The organism is Thioprofundum lithotrophicum (assembly GCF_055387065.1).
In genome coordinates, this window is sequence record NZ_AP042379.1 from 2,126,337 (window position 1) to 2,142,276 (window position 15,940).

General features: G+C 62.6%; 15 protein-coding genes. 4 read left to right on the forward strand and 11 right to left on the reverse strand.

The genetic code is table 11. The annotated features are described in order from the left end of the window. Positions 1 to 64: 64 nt before the first annotated feature. The 3 genes from argF to sodB form a co-directional block, all read right to left on the reverse strand. A complete protein-coding gene (argF, locus tag ACZ5BH_RS10045; protein ID WP_464889125.1) occupies positions 65 to 967 on the reverse strand; it encodes an ornithine carbamoyltransferase in 903 nt (300 codons plus the stop codon). A 44-nt stretch (positions 968 to 1,011) separates the two neighbouring features. Next, positions 1,012 to 2,184, reverse strand: a complete 1,173-nt coding sequence (locus ACZ5BH_RS10050) for an acetylornithine/succinylornithine family transaminase (protein ID WP_464889126.1) — start codon at positions 2,182 to 2,184, stop codon at positions 1,012 to 1,014. A 160-nt stretch (positions 2,185 to 2,344) separates the two neighbouring features. Continuing rightward, complete coding sequence (gene sodB / locus ACZ5BH_RS10055) at positions 2,345 to 2,923, reverse strand: superoxide dismutase [Fe] (protein ID WP_464889127.1); 579 nt, start codon at positions 2,921 to 2,923, stop codon at positions 2,345 to 2,347. Between the two features lie 234 nt (positions 2,924 to 3,157). Here sodB and ACZ5BH_RS10060 point away from each other — a divergent pair, with 234 nt between their 5' ends. Beyond that, positions 3,158 to 4,723: a hydantoinase B/oxoprolinase family protein gene (locus ACZ5BH_RS10060; RefSeq protein WP_464889128.1), complete on the forward strand. Its 1,566-nt coding sequence runs from the start codon at positions 3,158 to 3,160 to the stop codon at positions 4,721 to 4,723. Between the two features lie 120 nt (positions 4,724 to 4,843). Continuing rightward, a complete protein-coding gene (locus ACZ5BH_RS10065; protein ID WP_464889129.1) occupies positions 4,844 to 6,622 on the forward strand; it encodes an N-acetylglutaminylglutamine amidotransferase in 1,779 nt (592 codons plus the stop codon). 42 nt (positions 6,623 to 6,664) lie between these two features. On the opposite strand, the gene ACZ5BH_RS10070 is transcribed toward ACZ5BH_RS10065, so the two are convergent. Both ACZ5BH_RS10070 and ACZ5BH_RS10075 read right to left on the reverse strand, forming a co-directional pair. Further along, positions 6,665 to 7,840, reverse strand: coding sequence for a hypothetical protein (locus tag ACZ5BH_RS10070; protein WP_464889130.1), 1,176 nt, complete (start codon positions 7,838 to 7,840; stop codon positions 6,665 to 6,667). A gap of 77 nt (positions 7,841 to 7,917) precedes the next feature. Beyond that, a complete protein-coding gene (locus ACZ5BH_RS10075; protein WP_464889131.1) occupies positions 7,918 to 8,448 on the reverse strand; it encodes an outer membrane beta-barrel protein in 531 nt (176 codons plus the stop codon). A gap of 345 nt (positions 8,449 to 8,793) precedes the next feature. Between ACZ5BH_RS10075 and grxD the strand changes: the two genes are divergently transcribed. After that, entirely contained in the window at positions 8,794 to 9,135 is a 342-nt protein-coding gene (grxD, locus tag ACZ5BH_RS10080; RefSeq protein ID WP_464889132.1) for a Grx4 family monothiol glutaredoxin, read from the forward strand. 50 nt (positions 9,136 to 9,185) lie between these two features. Here grxD and rnt read toward each other — a convergent pair whose 3' ends face one another. Then, complete coding sequence (gene rnt / locus ACZ5BH_RS10085; RefSeq protein WP_464889133.1) at positions 9,186 to 9,830, reverse strand: ribonuclease T; 645 nt, start codon at positions 9,828 to 9,830, stop codon at positions 9,186 to 9,188. A 116-nt stretch (positions 9,831 to 9,946) separates the two neighbouring features. Here rnt and ACZ5BH_RS10090 point away from each other — a divergent pair, with 116 nt between their 5' ends. After that, the gene (locus ACZ5BH_RS10090; protein ID WP_464889134.1) at positions 9,947 to 10,825 is read left to right on the forward strand and encodes a TraB/GumN family protein; all 879 of its coding nucleotides are present in this window, start codon (positions 9,947 to 9,949) and stop codon (positions 10,823 to 10,825) included. A gap of 403 nt (positions 10,826 to 11,228) precedes the next feature. Here ACZ5BH_RS10090 and pyrC read toward each other — a convergent pair whose 3' ends face one another. The 5 genes from pyrC to ACZ5BH_RS10115 all read right to left on the reverse strand — a co-directional run bounded on the left by pyrC (position 11,229) and on the right by ACZ5BH_RS10115 (position 15,807). Then, positions 11,229 to 12,263, reverse strand: coding sequence for a dihydroorotase (gene pyrC, locus ACZ5BH_RS10095; protein WP_464889135.1), 1,035 nt, complete (start codon positions 12,261 to 12,263; stop codon positions 11,229 to 11,231). A gap of 189 nt (positions 12,264 to 12,452) precedes the next feature. Then, positions 12,453 to 13,376, reverse strand: coding sequence for an HPP family protein (locus ACZ5BH_RS10100; protein ID WP_464889136.1), 924 nt, complete (start codon positions 13,374 to 13,376; stop codon positions 12,453 to 12,455). Positions 13,377 to 13,481: 105 nt separating this feature from the next. Continuing rightward, on the reverse strand, positions 13,482 to 14,066 hold the full coding sequence (locus ACZ5BH_RS10105) for a DNA-3-methyladenine glycosylase I (protein WP_464889137.1): 585 nt from the start codon (positions 14,064 to 14,066) through the stop codon (positions 13,482 to 13,484). Then, positions 14,053 to 14,697, reverse strand: coding sequence for a cytochrome b/b6 domain-containing protein (locus tag ACZ5BH_RS10110; protein ID WP_464889138.1), 645 nt, complete (start codon positions 14,695 to 14,697; stop codon positions 14,053 to 14,055). Before ACZ5BH_RS10110 ends, ACZ5BH_RS10105 begins: the two co-directional genes overlap by 14 nt. A 69-nt stretch (positions 14,698 to 14,766) precedes the next feature. After that, positions 14,767 to 15,807 (reverse strand): FHA domain-containing protein, encoded by a 1,041-nt coding sequence (locus tag ACZ5BH_RS10115; RefSeq protein ID WP_464889139.1) that lies wholly within the window; start codon positions 15,805 to 15,807, stop codon positions 14,767 to 14,769. Positions 15,808 to 15,940 lie beyond the last annotated feature (133 nt).

Sequence of the window (15,940 nt, forward strand, 5' to 3'; positions counted from 1 at the left end):
GGTAGCTGGGGCCGGGTGGCTGGTGAAGGCGGGAGTGTTGTTTTCCCTCGCCACTCGCCACTCGCTACCGCACCAGAAGATATTCCAGCAGTGCCTTCTGGCTGTGCAGGCGGTTCTCGGCGGCGTCCCAGACGATGCTGCGCGGGCCTTCCAGAACCTCGTCCGTGACTTCCTCGCCCCGGTGGGCGGGCAGACAGTGGGTGAAGAGGGCCTCGGGGCCGGCGGCGGCCATCAGTTCGGCGTTGACCTGGAAGCCGGCGAAGTCGCGGCGGCGTTGTTCCTGTTCCTCCTCCTGGCCCATGCTGGCCCAGACGTCGGTGGCCACCAGCTCCGCGCCCTGCACGGCCTCAAAGGGATCGTGGGTGAGGAAGATCCGGTCGCCGGCGGCGGCGACGATGTCTGCATCCGGCTCGTAGCCCGGCGGGGTGGCGATGCGCAGGGGGAAGTCGAACTGGCGGGCGGCGTTGATGTAGGAGTGGCACATGTTGTTGCCGTCGCCGATCCAGGCCACCGTGCGGCCGGCGATGCTGCCCCGGTGCTCCAGGAAGGCCTGCATGTCGGCCAGCAGCTGGCAGGGATGGAAGCGATCGGTCAGGGCGTTGATCACCGGTACCTGCGCGTATTCGGCGAAGCGTTCCAGCTTCTCGTGCTCGAAGGTGCGGATCATGATCACGTCCACCATGCGCGACAGCACGCGGGCGCTGTCTTCCACCGGTTCGCCGCGGCCGAGCTGGGTGTCGCGGGGCGAGAGGAAGATGGCATGGCCGCCGAACTGGGCCATGCCGGTCTCGAAGGAGACCCGGGTGCGGGTGGAGGACTTGTCGAAGATCATGGCCATCACCTTGCCCTTGAGCGGCTCGTACGGCTCGCCGGCATGGGTCATGGCCTTGAGTTCGATGGCGCGGCGGATCAGGCGGTTCAGATCCTCGGCGTCGATGTCCAGCAGGGTCAGGAAATGTCGGGTCATGGTGGGTTCTCCCGGGGCTCGCAGGACGGAATGGGGGGCCGCAGTCAGGTCAGGAAATCGCGAATCAGGCGGCTGGTGATGGAGACGATTCGGTCGGCCTCCTCGTCGCTCAGGATCAGGGGCGGCAGCAGGCGCACGATGCGTTCGGCGGTCACGTTGAGCAGCAGGCCGGCGGCCAGCGCCTGGTGCAGGATCTCGCCACAGGGCCGGTCCAGTTCCACCGCCAGCATCAGGCCGCAGCCGCGGATCTCGCGCACGCCCTCCAGCTCGCCGAGTTCGCGCTTGAGGCCCTCGAACAGGCGCTGGCCCAGTTCGGCGGCCCGGGCCACCAGCGCTTGCTGCTCGAGGACATCGAGCACCGTGAGCGCGGCACGGCACACGAGCGGGTTGCCGCCGAAGGTGCTGCCGTGGCTGCCGGGGCGGAACAGCCCGGCCGCCTCGCCGCGGGCCAGGCAGGCGCCGATGGGCAGGCCGTTGCCCAGGCCCTTGGCCAGGGTGAGCACGTCGGGCCGGACGTTGCTGTGCTCGAAGGCGAACAGCTTGCCGGTGCGGCCGATGCCGGTCTGGATTTCGTCCAGCATCAGCAGCCAGCCGTGTTCGTCGCACAGTTCGCGCAGCCCCGGCAGGTAGTCGTCATCGGGAATCTTCACGCCGCCCTCGCCGATCACCGGCTCCACCAGCACCGCCACCACGTCGGGGTTGTTGGCGGCGATGGTGCGCACCGCATCCAGATCGTTGTAGGGCGCGCGCACGAAGCCCTGCACCAGCGGCTCGAAACCGGCCTGCACCTTGCGGTTGCCGGTGGCGGTGAGGGTGGCCAGGGTGCGGCCGTGGAAACTGCCTTCCATGACCACGATGGCGGGGCGCTCGATGCCCTGCGCGTGGCCGTGCAGCCGGGCCAGCTTGATGGCCGCCTCGTTGGCCTCGGCGCCCGAATTGGCGAAGAAGGCCCGGTCCATGCCGGCCAGGGCGGTCAGGCGTGCGGCCAGGGCCTCCTGCTCGGCGATGTGGTACCAGTTGGAGACGTGCACCAGGGTCCGGGCCTGCTCGCAGACGGCCTCGGCCACGGCCGGGTGGGCATGGCCCAGGCCACAGACGGCCACGCCGGCCAGCGCGTCGAGGTACTTGCGGCCTTCGGTGTCCCACAGCCAGGCCCCCTCGCCGCGCACGAAGGTCACGGGCAGGGGGGCGTAATTCTGCATCAGGTGTTCGCTCATCGGGCGTCGTCCCTTCAGAAAAACAAACGGCAGTCGCCTGAGGCAGACCGCCGGAGAACCCTGAAGTTTACTCCCGGTACCGCACGGGAGCAACGGGATTGCCGGGTCCGGAACGAAAAAACCCGGCACGAGGCCGGGTTTTTTCCGTCGGGGGGCGGGATCAGCCGAGGTTGCTGGCCACGAAGTCCCAGTTCACCAGCTCCCAGAAGTGCTTGAGGTACTCGGGGCGGGCATTGCGGTAGTCGATGTAGTAGGCGTGTTCCCACACGTCCACGGTCAGCAGGGCGGTGTGGCCGTCGGTCATGGGGGTGCCGGCGCCGGTGGTGTTGACGATGTCCAGCTTGCCGTCGGCGGTCTTCACCAGCCAGGTCCAGCCGCAGCCGAAGTTGGTGGCCGCCGACTGGGTGAACTTCTCCTTGAACTCGGCAAAGGAGCCGAAGGCGTCGTTGATGGCCTCCAGCAGGGCGCCGGAAGGCTCGCCGCCGCCGTTGGGGCTGAAGCAGTTCCAGTAGAAGGTGTGGTTCCAGACCTGGGCGGCGTTGTTGAACAGGCCGCCGGATGCCTTCTTGATGATCTCTTCGAGGCTGGCGTTCTCGAACTCGGTGCCCTTGATCAGGTTGTTCAGGTTGGTGACGTAGGTCTGGTGATGCTTGCCATAGTGGAATTCGATGGTCTCTTTCGAGATGTGCGGCTCGAGCGCGTCGTTGGCATAGGGAAGCGGAGGCAGTTCGTGTGCCATGTTTATCTCCTGAGTCGTTCTGGTTTGTTGTCGAGTCCCTGATGCGGTGCGGGACGGGGCCCGCATCGCGGTGGTTGGTGTGCTTGGCGCAGGGAGCATAGCATGAAGCGATGGCCGCCGGATGGCGTTTGCGACTCCCTGGACAGGTGGCGCGAATCATACAATAACCAAGTGTTTTGGTCAAATAAGATTCCGGGCGCGGCGTCGGGCCGCTTCGGGTAAACTTCCGCACCCATGGACGTCATCGAACTGGGAATCTTCGCCAGCCGCCTGTCCGCCGTGTGCGACGAGATGGGCGCGGTGCTGCAGCGTTCGGCCATCTCGCCCAATATCCGCGAGCGGCTCGACTTCTCCTGCGCCGTGTTCGATGCCGCCGGCGAACTCTGCGCCCAGGCGGCGCACATTCCCGTGCACCTGGGCAGCATGGCCCATGCCATGGCCGGCATCGTCGCCGGCATCGACTGGCAGGACGGGGACATGATCGTGCTCAACGATCCCTATCTCGGTGGCACCCACCTGCCCGACGTGACCGTGATCGCGCCGCTGTTCCATGCCGGCCGACTGCAGGCCTTCGTGGCCAACCGCGCCCATCATGCCGACATCGGTGCCGCGACCCCGGGCTCCATGCCCCTGTCGCGCACCCTGGAGGAGGAAGGCATCATTATCCCGCCGGCCCGGCTCGTCCACCGGGGACGGCCGGATGAGGCGGTGCTGGAGAACATCCTCTCCCGCCTGCGCAGTGGCGAGACCGGCCGGGGCGACTTCGCCGCCCAGATCAGCGCCAACCGCGCCGGCCTCGCGCGTTTGCAAGAGCTGCTTACATTCCACGGGCCGGCCGGCTTCGCCCGGGCCCTGAGCGAACTCAATGCCTACGGCGAACGCCTGGCCCGATCCACCCTCGACGCCATTCCCGATGGCGAATACCGGTTCCGGGACGTGATGGACGACGACGGTCTCGGTCACCAAGACATTCCCATCGAGTTGACCCTGCGGGTGGAGGGGCACACGGTGCACGCTGATTTCACCGGCACCGCCGACCAGGTCGAGGGCAACATCAACTGCCCCCTGTCGGTGGCCGCGGCGGCCGTGTATTACGTGTTCCGCTGCCTGATGCCGAAGAACACCCCGGCCTGCGCCGGCAGTTTCCGCCCCATCACCCTGCATGCGCCCGATGGCTGCCTGCTCAATGCCCGCCGCCCGGCCGCCGTGGCCGCCGGCAACGTGGAGACCAGCAGCCGGGTGGTGGACGTGGTGATGGGCGCACTGGCCCAGGCCCTGCCAGAGGCCATCCCTGCCGCCAGCCAGGGCACCATGAACAACCTCGCCATGGGCGGCGACGGCTGGGACTACTACGAGACCCTGGGCGGCGGCATGGGCGCCGGCCCCCGGCATGCGGGCCTCTCCGCCGTGCAGACCCACATGACCAACACGCTCAACACCCCCATCGAGGTCCTTGAGAGCACCTGCCCCGTCACCGTCACCCGGTACGCCGTGCGCACCGGCTCCGGCGGCGCGGGTCGTCACCGCGGCGGCGACGGCCTGATCCGCGAATTCCGTTTCCGCGCCCCCGCCACCGTCACCCTCCTCACCGAACGCCGCCGCCACGCCCCCTGGGGCCTGGCCGGCGGCCAGCCGGGTGTCGCCGGCATCAACCGCCTCGATGGTGCCGTGTTGCCGGGCAAGACCTGTTTCGACGTGCAGGCCGGTAACGTGCTGACAATCGAGACGCCGGGTGGAGGCGCCCATGGCGCCTGTGGCGCCAGGGACGAGGGACGAGTGACACGTGGCGAGGTGAATTGAGATTTTGAGGCCTGAACACGGGAACCCCTGCGATGATATTTGAAATCTGCTTCCTGTCGGCAACGGACAAGGAACGAATGACGTGTCCTCGTCCCTCGTCCCTCGTCCCTCGCCCCTGACATGTGCGGCATCTGCGGCGAAATCCGTTTCGACGACCGGCCGGCCGATCGGGAGGTGGTGGCGCGCATGTTGCCGGCGCTGGCGCGGCGGGGGCCGGATGCGGAGGGCCTGTGGCAGGAAGGTGCGGTGGCCCTCGGGCACCGGCGCCTGTCGATCATCGATCTCTCGGCGCGGGCCAACCAGCCCATGGTGGACGAGGTGCTGGATCTGGTGCTGGTCTTCAATGGCGCCATCTACAACTATCGGGAACTGCGCGCCGAGCTGATCGCTCGCGGCCACGCCTTCTTCACCGATGGCGACTCGGAAGTGATCCTCAAGGCCTATGCCGAGTGGGGCGAGCGCTGTCCCGAGCATCTGCAGGGCATGTTCGCCTTCGCCATCCGGGACCGGCGCCGCCAGCGGCTGTTCCTGGCCCGCGACCGCATGGGCATCAAGCCGCTCTACTACAGCGAGCAGGCCGGCTGCCTGCGTTTCGCCTCCAACACCCAGGCCCTGCTGGCCGCCGGCGGCGTGGACACCACCATCGATCCGGTGGCGCTGCATCACCAGCTCACCCTGCATGCGGTGGTGCCGGCGCCGCGCACGATCCTTGCCGGGATCCGCAAGCTCGAACCGGGTACCAGTCTGACCCTGCACGCCGACGGCCGGCGCGAGACGCGGCGCTACTGGCGTCTGGTGGCCGAACGGCCGCAGGCGGCCATGGACGCGCGGGAATGGCGGGATCTGATCCACGAGGCCCTGCGCGACGCCGTGCGCAAGCGGCTGGACGTGGCCGACGTGCCGGTGGGCGTGCTGCTCTCGGGCGGGCTCGACTCCAGCCTGCTGGTGGCCCTGCTGGCCGAAGCGGGAGCGCCGGATCTGCGCACCTTCTCCATCGGTTTCGAGGATCAGCCGGAGGAGAAGGGCAGTGAATTCGAGTTTTCGGATCAGGTGGTCGAACGCTACGGCACGCGCCACCACAAGTTCCTGATCCCCAACGCCGAGGTGCTGCCGCGCCTGCCGGAGGCGGTGCGGGCCATGGCCGAGCCGATGGTGGGCCAGGACGCGGTGGCCTTCTACCTGCTGGCCGAACGGGTCTCGAGGGAAGTGAAGGTGGTGCAGAGCGGTCAGGGCGCCGACGAGGTCTTTGCCGGCTACTTCTGGTATCCGCGCATGGCGGCCGACATCAACGGTGCCGACGTGGACCGCTTCGCCCGCTACTATTTCGACCGGGATCACGAGGAATACCTGGAGACGGTCTGCGTTCCCTATCGCGGCGAGGACTGGACCCGGCAGAAGGTGGCCGAGCTGCTGGCCGAGCCGGGCGCCGAGACCTTCATCGACAAGGTGCTGCGCATGGACGTGACCACCCTGATCGTGGACGACCCGGTCAAGCGGGTCGACAACATGACCATGGCCTGGGGCCTGGAGGCCCGGGTCCCCTTCCTCGATCAGCAACTGGTGGAGATCGCCGCGCGCATGCCGCCCGAATACAAGCTGGGCGACGGTGGCAAGGCCATGCTCAAGCAAATCGCCCGCGGCCGGGTCCCCGACGCGGTCATCGACCGCCCCAAGGGTTACTTCCCCATGCCCGCCCTCAAGTACGTGCGCGGCGAGTTTCTCGACTTCATGCGCGACATCGTGAACTCGGACGCCTGCCGCTCACGCGGCCTGTTCAACCGCGCCTACGTGGACAAGCTCCTCGCAGCCCCGGACCGGTATTTCACCCGCCTCCAGGGCAGCAAGCTCTGGCATCTGGCCTTGCTGGAGTTGTGGTTGCAGTTGAATGTGGATGTATAGGTACAAACAGACCCGCTAGATACCTGCTTTTTCAGAAATACATTAAGGTGTAAAGGATATATCCAAACTGAGTGAATTTGTTTTGTCTCGTGAAAATTCGATTGATCCCGTCCCGGCTGCAGAACCACCCAAGTCATAAACAGTGACAACAGCTGATCCAAATTCATTAGTAACAAACGTGGCTTGCTTGACTGATGTTGTAGAATCAAATGACAGGTTGGTTTTCAGTGTGCCCGTAGCTGTATCGACATCATCCGTCAGACTTGCAGAAAACGTGGCAAATGGGATTTCAACTTTATCGCCACCATCTCTTAGGGTAACAGTTATCGCGGAAGAGCTGCCACCGGATAGACTGGGGGAACTTGGGGTTGCAGAGAAGTCACCACCTGCTATTGGATTAAAACAGAATGAATTGTCTATGGTGGCAACATTGTCATTCACCCAAGCAACAACATATACGCCTGCCGACCCCAACGGCAGATGACGGGTATCTATTGAAGAATTACCGCATCCTGTATTGATATAGTTTATTGAGTTTGGATAAGTTACATAAAATGTCGCAATCCCATTTTCATCTGTGACTGTGCTGTCAACAGTGCCCGAGGTTCCTTTGATAAAGGCGCCAAGTAAAGATGCTCCAACGATATATTCTACTGGGTCGTGCACCTGGGTTGGATAGCTATACAAGAATGAATTTAGTACAGATAGATCATTTGGCTGTGACGCATTAGGCGAGTCACTTACATAGCGACGTTTATCCGGATTTTCGGCACCAAGAATCAAAACATGATCGCCCGGCATAATGCCTCTAGGAGTAGTTCCATTGCTGCTAGAAGTCCCGTTTCTGAAAACTTGTGCAGTTGCAAAATTGACGCCGGTATCATGAACCACATTTCCTGAAATATAATCTGGGTTTGCCGCTGAATAATTCAATGTGTTTCTGGCTATGATTGAGTCAATCAGCTTCAAGTTGACCTTGACGCCGGCAATCCCATTTCCTTCACCATCTGTGACGATGACTTTTCCGTTGGCCCGGTAGACACCACCGCCGAGGTTTTCAATAGAATCGCTAACAGGCCTGGTAATGACAATAGTGTGAGGACCGATAGCACTATTTTGGGCACCGAGATTATTGCTGTTCGTATCAGCAGCCCCGCCACAGGCCTGTAACAGTAGTGTAGCAATGATGATAGAAAAGTTGGGGTGGTGAATTTTCATGGCATGTCCTCAAGCGGCTGGTGCTTGCATCCTGGTGGATTATTGAAATCTATCGGCAAAGACTGAAAAAAATTAATTCAGAAATGATGAACATAACCAATACTCAGGTTGTCCAGAGTATATTCCGTATTATTGATTTTACTGTCACCGTAGCGTACCCACTCCAGGCTGAGTGCCGAATTTTCATTTCCGAACAAAGCGATGCCAAACCCGTAGGAGACGGAAGTATCACTGTCATCGGTGGTTGCGCCACTAGGGCCCGTTCGCAACTGAAGGTAACTGCTGCCAACCATGCCGTAGATTTCGAAGTGTTTGGATTTCATGGGTTGCCAGTTGAGTTTGGCAAAAGCGCTGCCCATGTAGAGGAGCTGGTATTCGTAGTTGTTGACGGTATCCCCGCTGGAAGCGGCAAGGCGGGCTTCGATGTCGAGGAAGGAGGCAATCCGGTACCCGAGCTGGCCGGTGGCGGTAAGACCGTGGAAGGTGTTTCCGGGCTGCTGAAAATTGCTGTCGCCAACGGAAATCCCCAGATAGAGGCCTTCGGAATGAGCGGAATAGCTGGTGAAAAGCAGGGCGGCGGCGGCCAGCGGGAGGACGTTTTTCGACATGCCAAGCTCCATCGTTGTCGTTATTGATTCGGCAGGGATTGAACCCTGATGGTGTCAAGTGATTGTTTTTGTTGAAATGTTTCTGCCATACAGCCGGGCTCAGGCAGCCATTTCTTGATATTGTTCGTGAAAAATATGCTGTAAGCTATTGAACCTTTGGAAATTATAACAATCAATCCGGAAAAATCCAGGTAAATCGTGTTTCGCGAATCGGGCATCCTTGCCGCAAGAATAGTGCATGTTTAATAACATAGCAAAATAGTATGGTAAAGAAGGGTGCCATCGCGTAGAATCTCTTCAGCAACAGATTCCGGCTTTTCCTGAATTATCGTAGAGGTATGCAATATGGACGTAATGGAACGCATCGATCAGACCGTGAAGAACAACCCGGTCGTCATTTTCATGAAGGGCACCCCGCAGATGCCCATGTGCGGTTTCTCCAGCCGCGCGGCCCAGGCGCTGATGGCCTGTGGTCAGGAGTTCGCCCATGTGAACGTGCTGGCGGATCCGGAGATCTTCGAGAACCTGCCCCGCTATGCCAATTGGCCGACCTTTCCCCAGATCTATATCAATGGCGAACTGATCGGCGGATGTGACATCACCCTCGAGATGTACCAAAAGGGTGAGCTGCAGCGGATGGTGCAGGAAGCAGTCTCCCGCGGCCGTTCCGAGGGCAGTGAATCCTGAAGCCCGACGGTTGTCGCGACATGAAAAAACCCGGCTCTGCCGGGTTTTTTTCATGTCTGTGAGCCGGTGGGAGCCGGCGCGTGGGGGGTGCTGTCCCACAGATTGACGATGTGGCAGAACAGATCGGCGGTCCGCTCGGCATCGTAGACCGCCGAATGGGCTTCCGAATCCCGCCACGGGATGCCGGCCGCCTGGACCGCCTTGGCCAGCACGGTCTGGCCGAAGGCCAGGCCGCCCAGGGTGGCCGTATCGAAGCTGGAGAATTGATGGAAGGGCATTTTCTTGAAGCCGCAGCGGCGCACGGCGGATTTGATGAAGCCCAGATCGAAAAAGGGATTGTGGCCGACCAGAATGGCGCGGCTGCAGCCGGTTTCCTTCAGCCGCGCCTCGATGGGTTCGAAGATGTGGCGCAGGGCGTCGGCTTCGGGCTTGGCCAGGCGAAAGGGGTTGTAAGGATCGATGCCGGTGAATTCCAGGGCGCGGGGGTCGAGCACCGAATCGGGAAAGGGCTCCACGTGGGTGGCGATGGTCGGCCCCCGTACCAGCCGGCCCGTGTCGTCGTATTCCACCGGGATGGCGGCGATTTCCAGCAGGGCGTTGGTATCGGGGTTGAAGCCGGCGGTTTCCACGTCCACCACCACCGGCAGAAAACCGCGGAAACGCTCGGCGATCTTGCGTTGACTCGTCTCGTTCATGGGGTCGCAAGCATACCGGATGCCGCGAGGGATTGCGATTTCCATGCGGGAGGGGCATGGAGGTCACCCGGGGGTTCTGCTACGGTGTGATCAGTAACGGGGAGAACGGGAATATCGTGAAAGGAACCTGGACGGGCCATTGGCGGCAGCGAATCGTTCTGCTGTTGTGGGTGACCGTGTCGTCACAGGCGCTGGCCGGTCCGCAGCAGGGCCTGCTGTGGCGCATCGACGATGGGCGGGGCCATGTGAGTTATCTGCTCGGAACCATCCATGTGGGCGATCCGCGGGTGCTGGCGCTCCCGGCGCCGATCCGGGAGGCCTTCGACGCGTCCCGCACCTTCTGCGCCGAAGTTCGGCTCGACATGGCCAGTCTGGCGGGCCTGTCCCAGGCCATGCTGCTGCCGGCAGGGGAGTCGCTGCGCGAGCGGCTCGATGCGCAGACCTGGGCGGCGCTGCTCGCCGTGTCGGCGGAACTGGGGATGCCGGAGATGGTGCTCGAGCGGATGAAACCCTGGGCGGTGGCGACCCTGCTGAGTCAGCCGCGCATGGCCGAGCCGGTGTTGGACCTGCAGCTCTACCGGCAGGCCGCCGCTGCCGGCAAGGCACTATGCGGTCTGGAGACGACCGGGGAACAGCTGGGGGCGCTGGAAGCCCTTTCCCCGGCCCAGCAGGTGGCCATGCTGCGCAGCGCCATCCGCCAGTATCCGCGGCTCGGGCAGATGGTGGAAAAGCTGATCCGTGCCTGGCTGGCACGGGATCTCGCGGCCCTCGAGCGCCTCAGCGCCGAGGCCATGACCGGCGAGGATCCGGACATGGTGAAGGCGTTCGAACGGGAGGTGGTGATCCGGCGCAATCGGCGCATGGTCGAGCGCATGGCGCCGAAACTGGCCGAGGGGGCGGTGTTCATCGCCGTGGGCGCGCTGCATCTGCCGGGCGAGGAGGGGATTCTCGAACAGTTGCGCGAGCGGGGTTATGGGGTGACGGTCGTGTACTGAACCCCCGGCGCAACATCCGGGTTGAAAAAGCCCATGGATGGGCTTTTTCAACAGCCTGCTAAGCGCGGCGAAGCCGGCATTTTTACTGCGCCTGAGCCGAGCGGGATATTTTTCGTTGCCTTGATAGCTGTTCCGAAATAGGCGTCATTTTGTTGCTGGCCACCTGACCCGGACAACCGCCCTCATGGCCGGAAGGGCGTTACGTGACACGCCGTGAATACATCCATGTAGGCTCTGCGGCCCGCTGTCGCTTTGGGCATCCTGCCCTCTCGCGACACTTGTGCGTCCTGCACATCGTCCCTGCGGCCGAAGGTCACACAACGCCCTTCCGGCCATGAGGGCTTCGTGCCTGTAGCGCCTGTAGCGAGGAGGGATCGATATTTCGGAACGACTATCTTGTCGGTCAGACCAGTTGCCAGCCCACCGTTTCTCCGGCCCTCAGGGGCACCAGTTCCTCTTCGCCGAAGGGCAGACGCTCGGGAACCGTCCAGGGTTCCCGGCGCAGGGTAATCATTTCCGTGTTGTGTGGCAGGCCGTAGAAGGCCGGGCCGTGGCGGCTGGCGAAGCCTTCCAGGTGGTCCAGGGCGCCCGCCTCGGCGAAGGCTTCCGCATACAGTTCGATGGCGGCATGGGCGCTGTAGATGCCGGCGCAGCCGCAGGCCGATTCCTTGGCGGCGCGGGCGTGGGGCGCGCTGTCGGTGCCGAGAAAGAATTTCGGATTGCCGGACGTGGCGGCCTCGAGCAGGGTCTGGCGGTGCGCTTCCCGCTTGAGCACCGGCAGGCAGTAATGATGGGGACGGATGCCGCCGGTGAACAGGGCATTGCGGTTCAGCAGCAGGTGATGGGGGGTGATGGTGGCGGCGATGTGATCCTCGGTGGCCTGCAGGAATTCCACCGCCTGGCGGGTGGTGATGTGTTCCAGCACCACCCGCAGCCTGGGGAAGCGTTGCAGCAGCGGGATCAGGACCGTGTCGATGAACACCGCTTCGCGGTCGAAGACGTCCACGGCCGGATCGGTGACCTCGCCGTGGATCAGCAGTGGCAGGCCGTGGTCTTCCATCACGGCGAGAGTGTCGAAGGTGTGGGCCAGATCGGTGACGCCGGCGTCCGAGTTGGTGGTGGCGCCGGCGGGATAGTATTTCACCGCATGGACACGGGGAGAGGCCACGGCCCGTTCGATCTCCTCGGGGCGGGTGTTGTCGGTGAGGTACAGCGTCATCAGCGGTTCGAAGGCCACGCCGGCCGGCACCGCTTCCCGGATCCGTCCTGCATAGGCTTCGGCCTGGGCCACGGTGGTGACCGGCGGGCGCAGGTTGGGCATGATGATGGCCCGGCCGAAGCGGCGCGCGGTGTCGGGGACCACGGAGAAAAGGGCCGCACCGTCGCGTACGTGCAGGTGCCAGTCGTCAGGGCGGATCAGGGTGATTTCGTCGCTCATGTTGCTGATTATGCCATGGGTTGGATGCGGTGTAGGGAACACGGAGGGCTCAGAGAACTCGGCGTTTTGTGGGTGATGTCAGGTGAATGGCAATCCAACCAGGTCATGCGCCGTGTGCCTTCAAAATCTCTCTGTGTCCTCCGTGTCTCCGTGCCCTCCGTGTTCTCTTCCCGTCACTTTATCGAAGCCTCATGGCGCATTGGGAAAGACCTCTCTTGCCGCCCAGCGGGCGAATTCGGCCCGGGTGCAGCTGTCGGCCATGCCCTGGCCCGGGCCTTCGACCACGCGGTAGATGACCATTTCGCGTGCGGGATCGTCACGGCGTTCCTCGTCGATGATCTGGCGCACGGACCAGTCGGCGCCGTGCCTGCCGTTGGTGTAGTAGTGACCGAGCCGGATCTGTTCGGGCGTGAGGCGCTGGCGTTCCGCGTGTTCCATGGCCAGGGTGAACAGGCGCTGGAGATCCTCGGTGGTCAGATCCACGATGAGATCCATGTCGGCAAGGGCCTGTTCGATGTGCCGGCGGTCGATGGCCGGTGCGGTGGGCGCGCGCCCTTTCGGCGGTGAGTCGGTGAAGCGCATCAGGCTGACCGGATAGCGGCGCCAGGGAAACAGGCTGTTGAAGACGATGGCCACGGTGAAGATCACCGCGGTGTTGATCAGGATGGGGCTGAGCACGTAGCCATAGCCGAGCTGGTGGATGGCCGGCCCGCCGATGACCGCGGCCAGGGCCGTGGCCCCGCCGGGCGGATGGATGCAGCCGAGCACGTGCATCACGCCGATGGCCAGGCCCACGGCGAGGCCGGCGGCGAGAAAGGGTTCGGGCACCAGCATCTGGCAGGTGACACCGACCACCGCCGAAGACAGATGGCCGCCGATCAATGCCCAGGGCTGGGACAGCCGCCCGTGGGGCACGGCAAACAGCAGCACGGCGGAGGCACCCATGGAGGGCACGATGAGAACCGCCCCCTGGGCGCCGGTGACACTGTAGCTGATCTCGGCTACCAGGAAGATGCCGATGATGCCGCCCAGGGTCGAAACCAGTTTCTCTGCCCGGCTCACGGGTTCCGGCTCGAGATTCAGGAAGCGTCGCAGTCGTGGCAGCCAGGTCAAGCGGGTTTTCTCCTTGGATGGTGGACAGGGAGGGGCATGGGCGAAATGATGGATTTTGGCAAACGGGCAGGGCAAGTGCCCTGATCGGGGTCAAGCGTCCTCGTTTCAGGTGCCGGCGAGCTGGGCATGGCGGTAACAGCTTGTGAGGTGATCATTGATCATGCCGGTGGCCTGCATGAAGGCATGGCAGATGGTGGGGCCGACGAAGCGGAAACCGCGGGCTTTCAGATCCCGGCTCATGGCCTTGGCCTCGGGCGAGGTGGAGGGTACCTCTGCCTGGCGCCGCCAGCGGTGGTGGACGACCCGGCCCTCGGTAAAGCGCCACAGGGCGGCATCCAGCGAGCCGAATTCGTCCCGCAGGGCCAGCGCGCAACGGGCGTTGTTGACGGCCGATTCGATCTTGAGGCGGTTGCGCACGATCCCGGGATCGCCCAGCAGCCGTTCGATGCGGCGGCGGTCGAAACGGGCAACCTGCTCCATGTCGAAGCCGGCGAAGGCGCGGCGGAAAGCCTCCCGCTTGCGCAGGATGGTCAGCCAGCTCAGGCCGGCCTGGGCGCCTTCCAGGATCAGGAACTCGAACAGACGCCGGTCATCGTGCAGGGGAACACCCCATTCCTCGTCGTGATAGCGCACATAGAGCGGATCGGTGCCACACCAGGGGCAGCGGATGCGGGTGTCAGTCGTGCCCATTCCGGTTTTCCTGGCGGCGCAGACCGGCGAGGGAAATCACCTGTTCGCCGGGGATGGCGGGCTTTTCGATGCGGAAGATCCGGTAGCCGTGGAGCATGGCCGAAACGTCCGAATTGCCGCTGCGCCAGTCGTGCACCAGCACCGCCAGCACGTGCAGGATCAGAAAGCCGCCGATGGCCGTTGCCAGGGGAGCATGCAGGGTCATGGGATCGTGGCCGCCGGGAAAGCGATCCTGCCACAGGAGAATGCCGCTGCCGATCTGGGCCAGCAGAACGAGGAACAGAAGCAGGTAGAGTGGCGCCCACAGCGGATTGTGGGCATACCAGCGGGGCAGGGGCAGTTGCCCCAGCGTTACGTAGAAGCGCAGGGTGTCACGCAGGCCCTGCCAGCGTGGCAGCAGATCCCGCCAGCCGGCGGCACTGCCCTTGCCGGTGAACAGCAGCACCAGACGCAGGGCCAGAGCCGGGATCAGCAGCCAGGCCAGCATCAGGTGCGCGTCCCGGCTGGCGAGATGCAGACCGGGCGCATGCTGCATCAGCCAGCCGCTCAGCCACAGGCCGGTCAGCGACACCGCCAGCAGCCAGTGGCTCAGACGCAGAGGGGCGGACCAGACATAGGTGCGTTGGAGCATGTTCCGGCTTTCTCGAATTTGTGAGACCGGATCATACCGCGAATCGGCAGGTTCGTCCTGCTGCCGCTGCTACTGACAGGAAAAGTAGATGAGATGCTCGTTATCGATAGTGGTTGATTCGCCCAGGCTGATGAAGCCGGTGCCGGAGAGCGGGTAATCTTCTCCGTGGATGTAGACTTCCCGATTCCCCTGGTGTTTGATGAAAGTGCCATTCGTGCTGTGATCCGCAATCACGAATCGACCACGACGGAAAACGATGCGGGCATGTTCCCGTGAGGCCAAGTCAGAGGGAATGGTCAGATCACAGTGATTGCTGCGGCCGAGTACGATGCCATCATTGCCTGACGTAATTTCTTTCAGGTTTTCTCGATAGGTCAGGAACAGTTGCTTGCGCGATACTGTGAAGGAACGCAGGCGCGGAGGTTGCACCAATTCGGTAAGCGTCGATACTTCCGGTGAATCCGATGAGGTTTGTTCCGAAGGGAGCCGGAAGTGTTCAAGCTGCTCGATGAAATGGTTCTCCTTGCGCAGAATAAAGTTGCCCATTTCATCGAGCAGTTCGTCCGTGATGATTTCCGGTTGCAAGGCGAATTGTATAGGGCGCGTGGTTTCTACATTGTTGATGGTTAACGACAACAAATGCTCGTTGAAATTGGAACGGAACAGGAGGTTGGCCGAAAACTGGCCTTCGACCCGCAGAGTGTCGGATTCCGAAGTCTGCACGTCCAAGCCGAAATGTTGCAGCCTGGCAATCAGATCATCGAGTTCGGTTTTGTTTTCGAGGTAGACCTGGCTTTCTTGATGGCACTCCATGATAAAGGTGATGCCCAGCGAGACCTCATGAAAGGTGTGTTCGAAGAATTGACGGAACCGCTTTTGTTGCAAGGGGGCGATACGGCAATCCCCGTTGAAATCGATATGGGTAAGAATGCGGGGCTGAACAAGGTGCAGTTGCTCGATCAGGTTGCCAAGATAGCCATGGATCTTGTTGAGGCTCCCGGTAACTTCACTGCGGCGATGTTCCAGAAGTGCTTCGCTGACTCCGGTGGTTTTTTCTTTGTTGCGAATGACATGTTCGGCTCGCTGTTTGAGGTCGTCGATGAGCTGCATTGCCTGGGTCCCTCCTTGTAAAAGCGCGTGTGATTCGGAATGCTTCCGGAATCGTTGGGTCCAATTCTTGCGCTTGAAGGGGGATTTGAAAATATGTCATACGCGGTAGCCAGTATGCACTAGCAGATTGTGG